Below are 16,954 nucleotides of genomic sequence, written 5' to 3' on the forward strand. Positions count from 1 at the left end.
CGTTTTTGAGAAAAATCGAGGTACCTACCTAAATCCTGAACTGAATGTACCTAACAACGGGCTTTATGCCCTGGGAGCATCAATAAATGTTGGAAAAGGCTTGTTGATCGATAAGCGCAGAGCAGCGCTAAAACAAGCCAAAATCTACAATAAAGCTACTCAGGAGGAGAGAAGGCAAAGTCTAAACTTGCTCTACTATGATGCGACGGCCGTTTACTGGAAGTGGGCAGGAGCTTTTGCTGATTTGAAGATCAATGAAGAGGGCTTGCGGGTGGCTAAAGAAAGATTTGAAGCTGTGAAAGGAAGTTTTGAACAAGGAGATCTTCCGGCAATTGATACGGTTGAAGCTTATACTCAGGTATTGAATAGAGAGATTAAACTACAAAAGGCAGGCTATACTTATTATTCAGGCTTGCAGGAATTAAACGTTTATCTCTGGGATGCTGATCAAAACTCCATAGATCTTTCGCCTTCAATAGCCCCTGAACCACTCACAGGAAACAATGCGTTCACATTGGATGAAGACTACATCAATCAGGCTTTATTTAACCATCCTGAGTTACGTATACTGGATTATGACTTGGCTTACTTAAATATTGAGCGCAGATACAAAGCCGAGCAGTTAAAGCCAAAAATTAAATTGAAATATAATTTTTTGACAGAAACACTTGGCGGGTTGGAGCAAGTCGGATTTTATGAAAACAATTATAAGTTTGGTATTCAGGTTTCTACCCCTCTATTGCTGAGAAAAGAGAGGGGAGATCTAGGCTTGACTCGGGTGAAAATCAAGGATGTAAATTATAAAAGGGATTTAAAGCTTGAGCAATTGGGGGCAAAGCTTAGAAAAGTTATTAATGAATACAATGTATTGAACCGCCAATTAAATTTTTTATCTCAAAATATTATAGGCTTAGAAACCTTACTAAGGGGGGAAAGGATGAAATTCGATATGGGGGAAAGCTCATTGTTTTTGATTAATGCCCGAGAAAAAAGTTTGTTTGATTCTCAATTGGTCTATAATAGTGTATATGTGGACTTAATCATTGCCTATTCAAAAATTAGAACTGCAGCTGGCCTGGGATTTGAGGGGCTATAATTATGAAGCAATTTTATGTGTTCCGAGGACTGACATGGCCGTTTAGATACCTGTTTTCTTTATTAAAAAGAAAATTGGGTAAACTTGATGTATTGCGAATTGAAGTTTTTGTGGTGTTAGGAAATGATACACACCTATTTGTTAAAGGCCGTGTGGTTGAAGCCTATAAACAAAGTAGACCTTCTGGCAAGCAAAACGTTTTTCATAATATCCTAGCCACATTAAGAAGGTATGCAGGGAGTAGTGTACCAGAGGCAAAAGTAAAGCTAAGTTTGGGAAAGCTGAATACGATTCTAATTACAGATGAGGAAGGAGTTTTTGAGCGGTACCATGAATTTGAAAATGAAGAAGAAAAAGTGGCGCATGATATTGAACTTTCCTTAATTGAAGAGGATGGGTTGAAAGCTGAAAAGAAGTTTATAGTAAAAAGTGTGCTTAGATTTCATAAAACTTTTCCTCGGGCATTAATTTCAGATATAGATGATACAATCATTATTTCGAAAGCTACAAATATTCAGGAAAAATTTTGGCTTTCGGTTTCCAAGAATGCTTACACCAGACGGCCATTTCCCGGAGTAAGTGAATTCTATCGTTTGCTTTCTTCCAATGGTGTTTACCCTGTGTTTTATGTTTCCAGTAGCGACTGGAATCTTTTTGACTTAATCAAAGATTTTATGAACTACAGAAACATTCCCAAAGGCCCAATATTATTGAAAGATCATCATATGAGTTTGAGAAATATTTGGAAATCCGGTGGAGGCAGCCATGATCACAAAGTAGATAAAATATCATTTTTGATGAACTTTTACCCCAAACTAAACTTTGTTCTTATTGGCGATAGTGGTCAACATGACCCAGAAATTTATGCCGAAATTATCAATAAGTATCCGGAAAGAGTGGAGGCTGTATACATTAGGCAAGTAGGAGAAGTTGATGAAATTAGAGAAAAAGAATTAAATGCCTTACTGCCAGCGAATAGAATAGCATGGGTCAAAAATTCAACTGAAGCCATTGAGCATGCAAAGATTTACCTGGACTTATAGCACTGTAAAGGTAAGATATAAAGCCTTATCGAGGGGTTAAGCAAAAAATAAGCTAAGGAATAAAGAAGGATCAATTTGAAAAATATTGCTAATTGTAAGTGTTCTGCTGAAACTAAAAACTACAATAAAGATTTTAACTTTTCGTGAGTTAGCGGTTTTTCTATAAATCCACTTACAAAAGGGAATTCTCTGGATCGTTGCCTATCCTGAAAGTCTATGGAGCTTGAAAGCATGATGATACGATCTTCTCTTCTACTTTCAAGGTCCAAATATTGACCTAAAAAATCCCAACCATTCATAACGGGCATATTAATGTCAACAAGAATCAATAACCTTTTTTCCAATTGTGGATCCCTGAGGTATTCAAGTGCCCTTTCAGCCTCTAAAAATTCAATGGTTTTGGGGGATAGATTTAATTTGTTGATTAACCGTTTATTGCTCAGATTATTAATGGGGTCATCATCAATTAAAACAATTAAATCGAATGGATACATTGATATATGAATAAAAACTTTTCTCTCTCTCGTTCTCTTACACCGGAAATTTAACACTATAATTTCACTATTAAAATAAAGTGTGAAATTTTTGACCTCAAAGTACCGTTAAAATTCAAAAATTGATTTAATAAACAACTGATTTCCTATTCCTTAAATTTTTTATAAATTTTTAGTTTTATTTTTAATCTTTATAGCCTTGATTAGAAAAGGTGGTATTCTGATCCTCTTTTAGGTTTTTCTGTATATTCTATAAAATTCAAAACCAGGCCATGCAGAATAAAAAGTTCAAACAATAGGGCTAAAAAACATATAAAAAAGGGAAGCACATCTGTGCTTCCCTTTAATAATTTTCAAGAAAATGGGATTACATCATTCCACCCATTCCTCCGCCTCCTCCCATTGGAGGAGCTGCCGGAGCTTCTTCTTTAATATCTGCTACTACACATTCTGTGGTCAATAACAATGCTGCAATAGAAGCGGCATTTTCTAAAGCAAGACGTGTTACTTTAGTAGGGTCTATGACACCTGCTTTTAATAAGTCTTCGTAGCTATCGGTTCTTGCATTGTAACCGAAATCTCCTTTAGAATCTTTGATTTTATTGATAACTACAGAACCTTCTCCACCTGAATTAGAAACAATTGTTCTCAATGGAGATTCAACAGCCTGCTTGATAATGTTGATTCCAGTATCTTCGTCTTCATTAAGACCTTTAAGTTTTTCAAGGGCTACAGAAGCTCTGATGAGCGCTACACCACCCCCAACAACTACACCTTCTTGTACAGCAGCTCTAGTAGCGTGTAAGGCATCATCTACTCTGTCTTTTTTCTCTTTCATCTCCACTTCAGTGGCCGCCCCAATATATAGGATAGCAACTCCACCGGATAGCTTAGCTAACCTTTCTTGAAGTTTTTCGCGGTCATAATCAGAAGTAGTTTTTTCAATTTGAGATTTAATCTCATTGATTCTAGCTTCAATTGCTGCCTTTTCACCTGCACCATTAACAACAGTAGTGTTGTCTTTGTCGATGTTTACTTTCTCAGCAGTACCTAGGTAATCAATGGTTACATTCTCTAGTTTATAGCCTCTTTCTTCAGATATTACTGTACCACCGGTAAGGGTAGCAATATCTTCCAACATTGCTTTTCTTCTATCACCGAATCCTGGAGCTTTTACAGCAGCCACTTTAAGTGCACCTCTGATTTTGTTTACTACCAAGGTAGCCAAAGCTTCACCATCTACATCTTCAGCAATGATCAACAATGGCCTTCCTGACTGAGCAACAGGCTCCAATACAGGTAGCAATTCCTTCATTGCAGAAATTTTCTTGTCGTAAATAAGGATATATGGGTTTTCCAATTCAGCCTCCATTTTCTCAGTATTGGTGGTGAAATATGGAGAAAGGTATCCTCTGTCAAATTGCATACCTTCAACAGTTCTTACTTCTGTCTCAGTACCTTTGGCTTCTTCTACAGTGATCACACCATCCTTACCAACTTTTTCCATGGCATCTGCAATCATTTCACCGATTTCAGAGTCATTGTTGGCAGAAATAGTACCTACCTGAGCAATTTCTTTTGAAGTAGAGATTTCTTTAGAGGCAGCTCTTAATTCAGAAACGATTGCTTCTACAGCTTTATCAATACCCCTTTTAAGGTCCATTGGGTTAGCACCCGCAGCTACGTTTTTGATACCTACAGAGAAAATAGACTGTGTCAATACAGTGGCAGTAGTGGTACCGTCACCCGCATCATCAGCTGTTTTAGAAGCTACTTCTTTTACCAATTGAGCTCCCATGTTTTCAATAGCATCTTCCAGCTCAATTTCTTTAGCTACAGTTACACCATCTTTAGTAATGCTTGGTGCACCAAATTTCTTGTCCAAAATTACATTTCTGCCTTTTGGTCCGAGTGTTACTTTAACTGCATCAGCAAGAGCGTCAACTCCTTTTTTTAGACGATCCCTTGCGTCGGTATTGAAAAATAATTCCTTAGCCATTTTTAAATTTTTTTTTAATTTAAATTAATTAAACTTGATTATTAGACCTGTAATTAAAGGATAGCGAAGATGTCCGCTTCTCTCATGATCAAATAATCAGCACCTTCTACAGATAGCTCAGTGCCGGCGTACTTACCATACAAAACAGTGTCGCCAACTTTTACAGTTAATGGCTCATCTTTTTTGCCATTACCTATGGCTACAACTGTACCTTTTTGTGGTTTTTCTTTGGCAGTATCAGGGATATAAAGGCCTGAAGCCGTTTTTTCTTCTGCGGCAGCGGGTTCTACCAAAACCCTATCTGCTAGAGGTTGGATGTTAACTTTAGACATGTGATTTAGTTATTTTTAAAGTTTGATTTCTATAATACAAAAACCTTATTTACACTTTCTGTGCCAATCATGTTTTTTAATTTATTACTGACATAAAGTCTTGATTAAGCTTCAATAATGTCAGGCCGGTCCTTTTTTGAATTTTGCATTCCTGTCAGTTTTGCTGATGATAATTGCGATTCCTGACATATTTACGTATTTTATCTATGAAAATTTAATGAGCTAAAATATGAGAAACTTATCAGACAACTGGATAGCTGAAGGCTTGATTGATTTTGAGTACAAAAAATATTTGCTTTTGGCTTATCTCAAAGAAGTTGAACATGAATTTAAGTCAGTAAAACTTTACCCTCCTCTCACAGAGTTGATTTCTCATTACCATAAACTTAAACATTTTGATACGAACAAAAACCATATCAATTCAAAATTTCCTAAAGAAATTCAATCCTTTGATCTGAAAAAAGTATCCATAAACTATAAGAGTAAAACCGAAGATGATGAAACCATGAAAGAGTTGGTAAGTATAATTAGCTATGCCCTGCCTCAAATAAAAAAGCATATCGAAGAGGGGAAAAGTATTTATGATTTTATTGAAAATCAGTTGGAGATAGAACCTGTAGGGCTATCTGCTCTTTATCAGAAAGAAGGTTATGCACTGGTCTCTAATGGTTACTCTAAAGAGATTTTGGTCTACCGATATAAAATTGATTTGTTTCAAAACAACTTGGACAAATACAGAGGTATTGCTCTCAAGTTTATCGCTTCCATTAAAAAAAGCATCACAAAAACCTGCCATCAAATCAAACTGGATTTGATCAAAAATTTCAAAGACTTGCCAAATCCATCCACTTGGCGTATTGTGTCAAAGAATGCTATTCCTCTAGAGCAAAGTTTACTGCCTATAAGCAAGCGCTTGCTCCTTAAGCATGTTGAAATTGAATAAAAAAAGGGAAGACTAGTCTTCCCTTTTTTTATTCAAAGCAATGATTTATTCTTTTAGTCTTCCTTTTTCAATAGTGAATTCTCATTTGAGACCAATATTGGTGTAGGGCTGCTTTTTGCGGCGCTTTTAGCTTCTGCTTTTTCTTTGAAGCCCTCTTTTTCTGCTTGTTCCCTCAACTCTCTGTTTTTTATCACCTCATCACCAGGTTTACCAAACAAGATCTGGTAGACTTCCTTAGAGTCCTTTGCCTTACGGATGTCTTTCACTATGTCCACCCATTCATGAAATACCAAATAAACAGGATTGTATGAAGTAACTGGTTTGGTGATTCCATAAGTAGGTCTTTCTTTCTCCTCCATAAAAGTTCCGAAAATTCTGTCCCATATGATAAAAGTGGAGCCATAATTTTTATCTAAATAATGCTCATCACTTCCGTGGTGAACCCTATGGTGGGAAGGTGTTACAAAGAAGTATTCAATTGGTTTAGGAAGCTTTTTGATATACTCAGTATGAATCCAGAATTGATACAAAACAGCCACTTGATGACAGATGAAGAAAACGAATGGATTGAAACCCATCAGCATTACAGGTACAAAGAAAATAATTTTAATATGTTGTGTCCAACCTAAACGGAAGGATACAGAGAAATTATATTTTGCAGAATTATGGTGTGTAATGTGTGTAGCCCACCAGAAACGTTGCTCATGAGTGACCCTGTGCGCCCAATACCTCGCCAAGTCTATGGCAAAGAAACAAAAGATAAAAGACCACCAAGTGGCAGGGATTTTCCATGGTACAATATTCCAACAGAACAAAGCAACCCCAAAGGTGAAGGCTTTGATCAATGCACTAATTCCTACATTCACCAGTCCAATAGTGGAGGCTGCCAAGAAATCTTTTTTATCGTATGTGTCCTTTTTTTGATATAAGCTGATGCCCCATTCTATAAAAACCAATAAAAACATCACAGGAGCGGCCCATAAAATGACATTAGGCCATTTATCAGCGCCTAAATCTTCCAGACTTAAATGATTTTCAAACATAAATATAAACTTTGAGTTGTTTTTTTAGGATTTTAAAATGTCAATTTAATCATATTCCCGCTCATCTTCAATTTTTGCATCCTTAAATAATATTAAAATTTTAAATAAAAAAGGCCTGTTGATTTCAACAGGCCTTAGAATTTCGGTAAGCGGAATAACTTATTCTTCAGTATCGGGGCTTGTTTCTTCTGAAGCATCTTCTTCATTTCCTTCAGCAGGCAAAATGGACTGGTCGTCAAAAGACGGAGTAAGAATTTGCTTTTGGGCATTCTCTACATTTGGAGAAGAAAACCCTGATGAGCTACTGCTCTCATGAAAGGCCGAAGAACCCAATGATAAGGCCAATATTGCAATGGCTAAAACCCATGTAGCTTTTTCTAAAATATTCCCTGTTTTGGTGACACCCATAATTTGTGAGGCACTTCCACCAAAAGCTGCTCCGGCACCTCCCTTAGAATTTTGACCTAAAATGACCAAAATCAATAAAACGGCCAAAACGATGATGATACTTATGATTACTGTAAACATGCTAGTTATATTATATTATTCTCTTAACTTCTCAATTTGGTCTGCAAAGTAAGCCCTTTTCTTTGGAAAGTTCAATATTAATTTTTGATATATTTCCACAGCTTCATTTTTTTTATTTTGCTTGACCAATAATTTGGCATAGGACTCTGAAAGCATTCTGTGATTTAAATGAGTACTTTGTTCAGACAAGTCTGGCAATGCTACAGACTCATCCAATTTATCTTTGCTTAGCCGAATAGGTTTCTCCTTGAAATCATCAATTAATTTTTGCTGGGCCTTTTTGTTTTTCTTGGCTGAAGGTTTCTTTGTTTTTTTCTTGCTTTCAGTGACGGGATCTTTTTTATCAGCTTTTTTTTCTAGGTCCTCCTCCTTTTTTTTTACATGCGATTGGTTTTGCTCATTGGATGGTGGAGCTGTTTTTTTTATTTTTTTTAAATTTTCCTCCAAGCGCCTCAATATTTCATCCCTTTTTGGTCTGGAAGTATTGTCCGTAACAGTTTCTTGTTTTTGTGTAGTTGTTTTATCGGGTATGGGCGGAGCAAGGGTTGATACTATTTCCTTTGTTTCATCCCTGTTAGCAAGTGCTTCCGGAGGCGTAATGGGTTCGTTTTGGACAATTGGAGAGGAGCCCGTTAGGAGGCTTTTTAATCTTTTCCTATCCGGACTAACCACTGCGGCCCAGTGAAGTAGGGTTTTAGAGGCTCCTGAAGCCTTGTCCCATTCGTATTTAGCTGCAATTATTTTTGGCGCCAAAAAGTAGGGGTACTTCTCTTGAAGTTTCAATGCATTTTTTAAATCTGCATTTTCAAGGTCATTGGCCTTACTTACTAAGTCTAAAAATCCCTGAGCGTTCACGACGTTTCTTTTTAAGTGTAGATGTTAAATTTAACAAATTTTACCAATTGGCCACAGTGGAAGTGAAAATATCCTGTATGATACCCTCAAAAATAGTTTCCACCAATTCCGATTCTACCTCGAGGAGTGTAGTGTTGCTTGGGTTGTAGTCTTGGAAATAAGAAAAGGTTTTTTTCGTATTTTCTTCTTCGTTTTTAGTATTGATGAATTCTACTTCCACCCTAATGGTAACCCGCATCTGACCGGCCCTATCAGGCTGATTGGCATTGGTGCTGGAAACTGTGGCTTGTGGGCTAATGGTATATCCGGTAATAGCCCCTGAAAATTGTAGGTCACCACTGTTTTGAATCAATTCCAGTTGTGTATTTCTTTGGAAATAATCCTTCAGGTCTTCCGTAAACAATTGCCCCATGTTCGCAGGCCCTCCTCCTGAATCATTAAAGAAATTTGCGACAGAGAAAGTATTCGTCACATTGTAATCCAGCGTGGTACCCGTAAAACTGTACTCAACTTTGCAGGCTGAAAATAAGACCGTAAAACTAAAAAAGTATAAGCAGATTTTATTGAATGTCATATTGTTTGATCTTCCGATAAAGTGTCCTTTCAGAGATTCCCAAATCCATCGCTGCATATTTTCTTTTGTTATGGTGTTTTTTTAGAGCTTTGGTAATCAATTCTTTTTCTTTTTTCTCTAAAGAAAGTGAATGGTCGTCCTCCTCATGTATGATGTCTTCAATGATGTCCTCTTGGTAGTTTTTTCTGCCAATTTCTGCTTCGTCTTTTATTTCTTTTTTCGCTCCTAAAGTCTCCAAAACTAGCGGAAGATTCTTAGATGGTTTGTTGCTCTCTTCGTACTGGTTTGAGGATTCCATGTCATCAAAAAGATTTTGATGCTTTTTCATGATGTTTTGATCCAAGCCCCCGGAATGATAGGATTCTAAAATTAATTTTTTTAAATCCGTCATGTCTTTTTTCATGTCAAAAAGAACCTTGTACAAAATCTCACGCTCAGAAAAATCAGAAAAAGCTTCTTTTTGATCATTATTCCCCTGAATGGAGGCAGGCAAGCTGCTTTTTTCCTTGGGTAGATACTTGATTAATGTTTCTGCATCAACTTCTCTTTCCTGTTCCAATAACGAAATTTGCTCTGCTAAATTTTTCAGTTGTCGGATATTTCCCGGAAAAGGGAAGGTTAATAATATATCCCTGGCATCCTGGGTAAGGGTGATGGGCCTTACCAAATACTTTTCAGAAAAATCTGTAGAAAACTTCCTAAACAATAATGCAATATCATCTCCTCTTTGCCTCAAAGGGGGAACAAAAATTGGGACAGTGTTTAAGCGGTAATACAAGTCTTCCCTAAATTTCCCTTTTTCTACAGCATTTATGAGGTTGACATTCGTGGCTGCAATAACGCGGACATCTGTCTTTAAAACTTTGGATGAACCGACTTTAATAAACTCCCCGTTTTCCAAAACACGCAATAGACGGGCTTGAGTTCCAAGAGGCATTTCACCGATTTCATCTAAAAATATGGAACCCCCGTCAGTGACCTCAAAATAGCCTTTCCTGGCCTCGTGAGCACCGGTAAAGGAGCCTTTTTCATGCCCGAATAATTCGGAATCAATTGTTCCTTCAGGTATGGCCCCACAGTTAATAGCTATAAATTTCCCATGTTTTCGTTTGCTCAGTGCATGAATGATTTTAGAAAAAGATTCCTTACCACTACCACTTTCTCCGGTGACCAATACAGTCATTTCCGTAGGCGCAGCTTGCATGGCTACCTGAATGGCATGATTTAATAATGGACTATTTCCAATTATCCCAAACCTTTGTTTGATACTCAATATTTCCGAAGCACTGATAGAGATCATGGTTTTGCTATTTATCAATTGATTATTTCTCCAAATAAGGTTGCTGAGGTGCAGTCGGTGATTTTAACCTTGACATAATCACCAATCTTCAAATCTCCTTTTGGAATAATCACTACTTTGTTCGCTGAATTTTTTGCCTTTAGCTGTTCGGTAGACCTTTTGGAAACTCCTTCTACCAGGACTTCTTGTACTTGGCCTATTTCCCTTTTATGCCTGATCATAGATAAAATGCTTTGTTTATCTATGATTTCTTGCAACCTGCGTTTTTTTACTGCCAAAGGAATATCATCCGGGTATTTCTTTGCAGCCAAGGTACCGGGTCGCTCTGAATAATAGAACATATAAGAGAAATCATACTGAACGATGTCCATTATGCTTAGGGTGTCTTGGTGTTCTTCCTCTGTCTCTGAACAAAAACCTGCAATCATGTCGGAAGATATGCCACAATCCTCACCAAGAATTTCACGAATCTTTTGAACCCTGTTGAGGTACCAGTCTCGGTCATAGGTCCTATTCATCAAATCCAGCACCCTGCTATTGCCACTTTGCACAGGTAAATGAATGTATTTACAAATATTGTCGTAACGTTTCATGGTATACAAGACCTCATCCGTGATGTCTTTGGGATGAGAAGTAGAAAACCGAACCCTGAGTTTTGTGTTAACCTTGGCGACCATTTCCAGCAAGTCAGAAAAATGTACAACCTCAGTGATTTCGGACGCTTTTTTATTGAGCCTCGCTTTATTGTTCTCTTGAGGAGACCATTTGTAACTGTCCACATTTTGCCCCAGAAGGGTCACCTCTTTGTACCCTTTGTCAAATAATTCTTGAGCTTCTTTTGTAATGGAATAAGGGTCGCGACTCCTTTCCCTACCACGGGTAAATGGAACCACACAAAAGGAACACATATTGTCACAGCCCCTCATGATAGAAATAAATGCACTTACACCATTTGAATTAAGGCGAACAGGTGAGATGTCAGCGTATGTTTCTTCTCTGGATAAAAATGTATTGATGCCTTTTTGCCCTTCTTCGACCTGCCCAACAAGATTAGGTAAATCACGATAGGCATCCGGTCCTACCACCATATCCACCAGCTTTTCTTCTTCTAGCAGTTTTTCTTTTAGGCGCTCTGCCATGCATCCCAATACTCCTATTTTTAATTCCGGATTGGCACTTTTGATTTGGTTAAACTGACTTAGCCTTTTGCGTACGGTCTGTTCTGCCTTGTCCCTTATAGAACAGGTGTTTAGGAAAATGACATCCGCATTTTTATAATCTGAAGTTGTATCAAATCCGGTTTCTTTCATGATAGAGGCCACAATCTCACTATCCGAAAAATTCATTTGACAACCATAGCTTTCGATATACAACCGCCTCGACTTCCCGGTATTTTCGTCAGCCGTTACCTTAAAATCACAGGTTTTTGCCTCCTCCCCACTGATGATATCGATATCTTTAATAATATTTTCCATTGACTAACTATAATTTCAGATCGCAAATTTAATAAAATACCGACATATTGACAGTAGTTCACTTTATTATTCTGACATTACTTTACTAAAAGCCGGATTTGTATTAAGAATTTGAGCACAATAAAATTTTTATAGACTTCCTTTTAGTGTTAAGCCCTGCTGATTAAGAGGTTATGTACCAACATAGATAAAAACTATTATTATATAGAAATAATCAATTTTCACTATGGGTATATTCTTCCTACTTTTATTCAAGCGAATCAATAACATAAACCATTATTAAAAGTTTAGTATCATGGAAGAAGAAAACAAGCATAACAAACTAACGACAGCTTCGGGTAGAATATATGTCGAAAATGAAAATTCAAAAACAGTTGGTCCAAGAGGCCCGGTGCTTTTGGAAGATTATATACTTCATGAGAAGATGGCTCACTTTAATAGAGAGCGAATTCCTGAAAGAGTAGTTCATGCCAAAGGATCAGGTGCATTTGGAACCTTTACGGTGACAGATGATATATCAGCCTATACCAAAGCGAAAGTCTTTAATAAATTAGGTAAAAAGACCAAAGTCTTCCTTAGATTTTCTACAGTGGGTGGGGAAAAAGGATCTCCGGATACCGAAAGAGATCCTAGAGGCTTTGCTGTTAAATTCTATACAGAAGATGGCAATTGGGATCTTGTGGGAAACAATACTCCGGTGTTTTTTATTAAAGACCCCAAAAAGTTTTCAGATTTTATCCATACCCAAAAGAGAGACCCCTATACCAATTGTAAATCGCCAACCATGATGTGGGATTATTGGTCACTGACTCCTGAGTCCTTGCACCAGGTTTTAATTTTAATGAGTGATAGAGGAACGCCCGTAGGTTATAGGCATATGAATGGTTATGGTTCTCATACCTTTTCCATGATCAATGCAAAAAATGAAAAAACCTATGTAAAGTATCATTTTAAAACTGCCCAGGGAATCAAGAACTTTACAGATGAAGAAGCTGCTCAGATGAAAGCCAAGGATTTGGATTTCTCTCAAAGAGACCTTTTGGAATCCATTGATAAAGGAGATTTTCCAAGGTGGAACATGAAGATTCAAGTCATGACACCTGAACAAGCTAGAAAGGTTGATTTTAATCCTTTTGATGTGACCAAGGTTTGGCCTCATTCGGAATTTCCGTTAATTGATGTAGGTGTATTGGAGTTGAATCAAAACCCTGACAACTACTTTCAAGATGTAGAGCAATCTGCTTTTGCCCCTGCCCACCTGATAGATGGCCTGGGTTACAGTCCTGATAAGATGCTTCAGGGAAGATTACTTTCTTACCCGGATGCACATAGGTACAGATTAGGGGGCAATTATGAACAAATTCCTGTAAATAGATGCCCTTATGCGGTAAATAACTACCAACGAGATGGAATGATGAGTGTGAATGGCAATGGAGGAAGAAAGCCCAATTATTGGCCAAATAGTTTTGATGAAGTTGAGGTGGACAAAACTTATCAGGAACCTTCTGAACAACTTGAGGACAATATTGTTGATTGGTACGACAGGAATAGCAAATTAGGAGGGAACGATCATTATTCCCAACCTAGGGCTTTGTTTAGGGATGTCATGAGTAAGGAAGAGCAAGACAATACCATAAAAAACACCATAGGGGCGATGAGGGGGATCTCGGGACCCAAAAGGGATCAAATTATAAACCGACAGCTATGCCACTGGTTCAGAATGGATGAGGAATTTGGAGCACGAGTAGCTAAAGGCCTTGGTGTAGATTTAAATGCTGTGATGGCTCCATCTTCGGGCGCACATTAAAGATTTGGTATAATAATTGATATTTGTATACCCGGTGAACGGAATATTGATTTTTAATTCAGGAGTGGATCGTTCGTCCACTCCTTTTTTTAGTTAAACACATTACTTTGGCACATAACTTAGGTAAAAAGATTTTTAAAATTGGAGGATGGATTCTGCTCGGCCTAGGTCTGTTGGTGCTTGTTATTCTTTTATTTATCCGTAGTCCTTTTGGGCAAGATATTATCGTAAGCAAGGCCACCCAATACCTTGCTGAAAAAACCAACAGCAAAGTTAATATTGATAAATTGTACCTGACATTTCGTGGTAATCTTTATTTGGAAGGGCTGTATTTGGAACAACCCAATGGAGATACCCTTGTATACAGTAATAAACTTGAAACAGGACTCGAATTAGTGCCCTACCTTTCAAGCAATAAAATCAATGTGTCAAGACTAGAATGGAAAGGACTCAAGGCCAATATAAAAAGAGATAGCACAGGGTCCTTCAATTTTGATTACCTGATGGAGGCTTTTGTAAGCCAGGGAAGTAATACTGATACCACAACTGCTGATACCATGTCTTCGAACGAAAGCAGTTACCCTGATATTAATATAGGACCGGTCAATTTAGAAGATTGGGACCTGCAATTTACTGATAAGCTAATGGGCCTATCAGGATCGCTTAATCTCGGTAAACTTTCCGTAGCGATCAATGGAATGGACTTGAATAAAATGGAATTTCACGTAACTGAAATTTTATGGGAAAATTCAGCCCTTTCTTATCAACAATTCAAGCCTTTGCCGGCTAGTGAAGATTCTTCCGAGAGTGATATGCCAATGCCATTGTTGGTATTGGACAAACTTTCCTTAAAAAATATTAATGCCGACTATCATTCTTTGCCCGATGGAATGAAAGTTCAGGCCAATCTTGGAGACTTTTTACTTGAAATGCCGGAAGCCAATCTTGATAAGCAAAAGGTATTAATAAAGCGCTTGTCTCTTTATGATTCACGGATTGATTACCAAAGTGAAACAATAGTTGAGGAGGAAAAAAAGACCGTTGACAAGGAGGATTCCGTAGCGCCATTTGCATGGCCGGAATGGGAGGTGGAGCTTTCCTCTATAGACCTTTCCAATAATCAAATAAATTATGGGGTAAATGGTGTTCAGGGTCAAGCCGGTGAATTTAATCCGGAGGATGTTGGTGTGAGTGATTTTATCCTACAGGCCAATAACCTCTACTATAAGCCTAAAAAAGCCGGTTTTTCTTTAGATAAGTTTGGCTTTACCGAACGTTCGGGTTTCAAACTTGAAAACTTTCAGGCCCGGTTGTTCTTAAATGATTCTTCTTTGCAAGTAAACGAGTTATCTGTAAATACAGGGCATAGTGGTTTGGAGGGTGATTTTAACCTGGAATACCCTAGTCTTGTAGCAGTTATGGATGAACCTGAAAAGGCATCCATGGCATTGGCCATCCAAAATGTAAACCTGGGAGTGGAGGATGCTTATTACTTTGCACCTTCCCTGGGGAATAATCCCTACCTCAAGACTTTTGAAAGGAAAAGCTTTCAGGCTTCCTTGCTTGCCTCAGGAAATAGGAACAAGGTTCTCCTGAAAGAGATTGCCGCCAAATGGGGGAGAAATACAAGCATGGACATCTCCGGAACACTTTCCAATCCCTTGGATACCGATCGGCTTGCATGGGATTTGGATAAGTTCAGCTTTGTTTCCACGGCAGCAGATTTGAACCTCTTTACACCGGAAGATAGTTTGGGTATCAAGTATCCTCAAAACTTGGATCTTTCAGTATCTTCAGCAGGATCGCTTGATGATTTTAATTTAGAAGCTAAACTGAAAGCCTACAATGCTTCAGTAGCATTGGCTGCAGAACTGTCTACAGAACAAGGGGCCTATAATTTTGACTTAAATTCTACCATTTCGGCTGTGCCCTTAGGTAAAGTAATGGGAGATACCCTTACTTATGGACCACTGGATATGGAACTGGCGGCCCAGGGAAAGGTTGGATCACTTGACAGTCTAGATCTTAGTTTAGATAGCAAGCTGATTAATTTGGTGTATAATGGGCACAATTATAAAGGTTTAAAATTGAGCAGTGAAATTGTAGATGGGGAAGGCCAAATCAAAGTGAACCATAAAGATGAGATGCTGGATATGGATTTATTAGCCAATGTGTCTTTAACACCTTCCAATTATAAGGTGGATATGGATTTGGAACTCAAAGGGGCGGACTTGTATGGGCTTAATTTTAGTGCTAAAAAATTAAGAACCCAATTTTCTTTAAACGCAGCTTTTGAGGGCAAGCCGGAAAACTTTGATCTTGAATCAAAATTGACAGATGGAACCGTTGTATTAGACGATCAGGCCTACCCTATGGGAGGAATGGATCTTGCACTACGGGTTTTACCTGATTCAACGGACTTTAGTATTCAGAGTAATTTATTAAATGGATTCTTGCAGTCCAATGTAAGCCCGGGAGAAACATACGAAGGCCTATCCCGACATTTCAACGGATATTTTCTTGACAGCGCCTCTCTTTCTACTGAGCAAGTTTCAAGGCCTGTTAACGTGGACATGGACTTTACCATACCTTCTACATTGCTTTTGCAGCGAGTGATTTTACCGGGCTTAGAAGGGATGGACGAAGGGTCAATTGAAATGAAATTCAATGAAAAGAAAGCCAAATTAAATGGGCGGATTAACTTTCCTTATCTTTCTTATTCAGGAGCAGTATTGGATAGCTTGGATTTAAATGTGCTAAGTGACTCGTCTAACTTTGAATTTGATTTTGGAGTCATGGCCTTGTCTTTTGGGAGGTTGGCAATAGGGCCGACTTATTTTTCCGGTGAAGTATTGGAAAATCAATTGTATGTTAATTTTAATGCTTTGGATGAAGAGGAAGTATTGGCAAATATTGATTTTGATCTGGGATTTGGAGAGGATTCCATGCGATTGCACATCAATCCTGAAGGCCTGATTTTTAATAAATTGAAATGGGAGGTAGCAGAAAACAATGCTTTTACGTTGGCTGATAATAAGGTGTTTTTTGAAGCTTTTGAGTTTTCAAGAGAAAAGCAACTTGTGTCTTTCGGGAATGAACCGGGAGAGAATTCATTTGATCTTACCTTCAATGATTTCAGGTTAAGAACTTTCACCAGTTTATTAAACCCTGATGAAATTTTAGCTGCAGGGTTGGTCAACGGTGCCATTAAAATAGAAAACCCCTTTGGAGCCACCGGTTTACAAGCCGACTTAACCGTGCAAGATATGGCCTTGCTCAAAGTACCTCTCGGTAACTTGACTTTAAAAGCTTCGGGCAATGATCAAAAAAATTATGATTTTGACCTGATGATCAAAGATCAAGGCGTGGACCTGGATCTCACAGGTGGTTTTGTAGCGGATCCCCTAGGGGCCAAGCTCAATTTGGCGCTGGACTTGAATAAATTTGACTTGGACATATTGGATG

The 16,954-nt window shown here is 38.0% G+C and carries 14 protein-coding genes; 5 read left to right on the forward strand and 9 right to left on the reverse strand.

Annotated features, from left to right (window positions below; translation table 11 throughout):
• Together AAC037_RS04300 and AAC037_RS04305 are read left to right on the forward strand one after the other, a co-directional pair.
• A partial coding sequence (locus tag AAC037_RS04300) for a TolC family protein (RefSeq protein WP_339901822.1) occupies positions 1 to 1,096 on the forward strand: 1,096 nt, incomplete at its 5' end.
• A 2-nt stretch (positions 1,097 to 1,098) separates the two neighbouring features.
• Positions 1,099 to 2,139: a phosphatase domain-containing protein gene (locus tag AAC037_RS04305; RefSeq protein WP_339901823.1), complete on the forward strand. Its 1,041-nt coding sequence runs from the start codon at positions 1,099 to 1,101 to the stop codon at positions 2,137 to 2,139.
• 119 nt (positions 2,140 to 2,258) lie between these two features.
• Here the strand turns inward: AAC037_RS04305 and AAC037_RS04310 are convergent, their stop codons facing one another.
• The 3 genes from AAC037_RS04310 to AAC037_RS04320 form a co-directional block, all read right to left on the reverse strand.
• Positions 2,259 to 2,633 (reverse strand): response regulator, encoded by a 375-nt coding sequence (locus AAC037_RS04310; protein WP_339901824.1) that lies wholly within the window; start codon positions 2,631 to 2,633, stop codon positions 2,259 to 2,261.
• Between the two features lie 367 nt (positions 2,634 to 3,000).
• Positions 3,001 to 4,632: a chaperonin GroEL gene (gene groL, locus AAC037_RS04315; protein ID WP_339901825.1), complete on the reverse strand. Its 1,632-nt coding sequence runs from the start codon at positions 4,630 to 4,632 to the stop codon at positions 3,001 to 3,003.
• A 53-nt stretch (positions 4,633 to 4,685) separates the two neighbouring features.
• On the reverse strand, positions 4,686 to 4,964 hold the full coding sequence (locus tag AAC037_RS04320; RefSeq protein ID WP_073095107.1) for a co-chaperone GroES: 279 nt from the start codon (positions 4,962 to 4,964) through the stop codon (positions 4,686 to 4,688).
• 229 nt (positions 4,965 to 5,193) lie between these two features.
• Here AAC037_RS04320 and AAC037_RS04325 point away from each other — a divergent pair, with 229 nt between their 5' ends.
• Positions 5,194 to 5,907, forward strand: a complete 714-nt coding sequence (locus AAC037_RS04325) for a hypothetical protein (RefSeq protein WP_339901826.1) — start codon at positions 5,194 to 5,196, stop codon at positions 5,905 to 5,907.
• A 53-nt stretch (positions 5,908 to 5,960) separates the two neighbouring features.
• Here AAC037_RS04325 and AAC037_RS04330 read toward each other — a convergent pair whose 3' ends face one another.
• From AAC037_RS04330 to miaB, 6 genes are all read right to left on the reverse strand, one after another.
• Positions 5,961 to 6,950, reverse strand: coding sequence for a sterol desaturase family protein (locus AAC037_RS04330; RefSeq protein WP_339901827.1), 990 nt, complete (start codon positions 6,948 to 6,950; stop codon positions 5,961 to 5,963).
• A 159-nt stretch (positions 6,951 to 7,109) separates the two neighbouring features.
• On the reverse strand, positions 7,110 to 7,478 hold the full coding sequence (secG, locus tag AAC037_RS04335) for a preprotein translocase subunit SecG (protein WP_303613732.1): 369 nt from the start codon (positions 7,476 to 7,478) through the stop codon (positions 7,110 to 7,112).
• Positions 7,479 to 7,493: 15 nt separating this feature from the next.
• Positions 7,494 to 8,333 carry a hypothetical protein gene (locus AAC037_RS04340; protein WP_339901828.1) on the reverse strand — a complete coding sequence of 280 codons (840 nt, stop codon included), beginning with the start codon at positions 8,331 to 8,333 and terminating at the stop codon, positions 7,494 to 7,496.
• 40 nt (positions 8,334 to 8,373) lie between these two features.
• The gene (locus AAC037_RS04345) at positions 8,374 to 8,907 is read right to left on the reverse strand and encodes an LptE family protein (protein WP_339901829.1); all 534 of its coding nucleotides are present in this window, start codon (positions 8,905 to 8,907) and stop codon (positions 8,374 to 8,376) included.
• Positions 8,894 to 10,207: a sigma-54 dependent transcriptional regulator gene (locus AAC037_RS04350; protein ID WP_339901830.1), complete on the reverse strand. Its 1,314-nt coding sequence runs from the start codon at positions 10,205 to 10,207 to the stop codon at positions 8,894 to 8,896. Before AAC037_RS04350 ends, AAC037_RS04345 begins: the two co-directional genes overlap by 14 nt.
• 14 nt (positions 10,208 to 10,221) lie before the next feature.
• The gene (gene miaB, locus AAC037_RS04355) at positions 10,222 to 11,682 is read right to left on the reverse strand and encodes a tRNA (N6-isopentenyl adenosine(37)-C2)-methylthiotransferase MiaB (protein WP_339901831.1); all 1,461 of its coding nucleotides are present in this window, start codon (positions 11,680 to 11,682) and stop codon (positions 10,222 to 10,224) included.
• Positions 11,683 to 11,977: 295 nt separating this feature from the next.
• Here miaB and AAC037_RS04360 point away from each other — a divergent pair, with 295 nt between their 5' ends.
• Positions 11,978 to 13,489, forward strand: a complete 1,512-nt coding sequence (locus AAC037_RS04360; RefSeq protein ID WP_339901832.1) for a catalase — start codon at positions 11,978 to 11,980, stop codon at positions 13,487 to 13,489.
• Positions 13,490 to 13,596: 107 nt separating this feature from the next.
• A partial coding sequence (locus AAC037_RS04365) for a hypothetical protein (RefSeq protein ID WP_339901833.1) occupies positions 13,597 to 16,954 on the forward strand: 3,358 nt, incomplete at its 3' end.

This window comes from uncultured Cyclobacterium sp. (assembly GCF_963976465.1).
Classification (GTDB): Bacteria; Bacteroidota; Bacteroidia; order Cytophagales; family Cyclobacteriaceae; genus Cyclobacterium.

Bases quoted from the DNA above. Each gene is read 5' to 3' on its own strand.
- secG (WP_303613732.1), bottom strand. From the start codon at position 7,478: ATGTTTACAGTAATCATAAGTATCATCATCGTTTTGGCCGTTTTATTG.
- AAC037_RS04310 (WP_339901824.1), bottom strand. From the start codon at position 2,633: ATGTATCCATTCGATTTAATTGTTTTAATTGATGATGACCCCATTAAT.
- AAC037_RS04330 (WP_339901827.1), bottom strand. From the start codon at position 6,950: ATGTTTGAAAATCATTTAAGTCTGGAAGATTTAGGCGCTGATAAATGG.
- AAC037_RS04350 (WP_339901830.1), bottom strand. From the start codon at position 10,207: ATGATCTCTATCAGTGCTTCGGAAATATTGAGTATCAAACAAAGGTTT.
- AAC037_RS04360 (WP_339901832.1), top strand. From the start codon at position 11,978: ATGGAAGAAGAAAACAAGCATAACAAACTAACGACAGCTTCGGGTAGA.
- AAC037_RS04325 (WP_339901826.1), top strand. From the start codon at position 5,194: ATGAGAAACTTATCAGACAACTGGATAGCTGAAGGCTTGATTGATTTT.
- AAC037_RS04305 (WP_339901823.1), top strand. From the start codon at position 1,099: ATGAAGCAATTTTATGTGTTCCGAGGACTGACATGGCCGTTTAGATAC.
- AAC037_RS04345 (WP_339901829.1), bottom strand. From the start codon at position 8,907: ATGACATTCAATAAAATCTGCTTATACTTTTTTAGTTTTACGGTCTTA.
- groL (WP_339901825.1), bottom strand. From the start codon at position 4,632: ATGGCTAAGGAATTATTTTTCAATACCGACGCAAGGGATCGTCTAAAA.
- AAC037_RS04320 (WP_073095107.1), bottom strand. From the start codon at position 4,964: ATGTCTAAAGTTAACATCCAACCTCTAGCAGATAGGGTTTTGGTAGAA.
- miaB (WP_339901831.1), bottom strand. From the start codon at position 11,682: ATGGAAAATATTATTAAAGATATCGATATCATCAGTGGGGAGGAGGCA.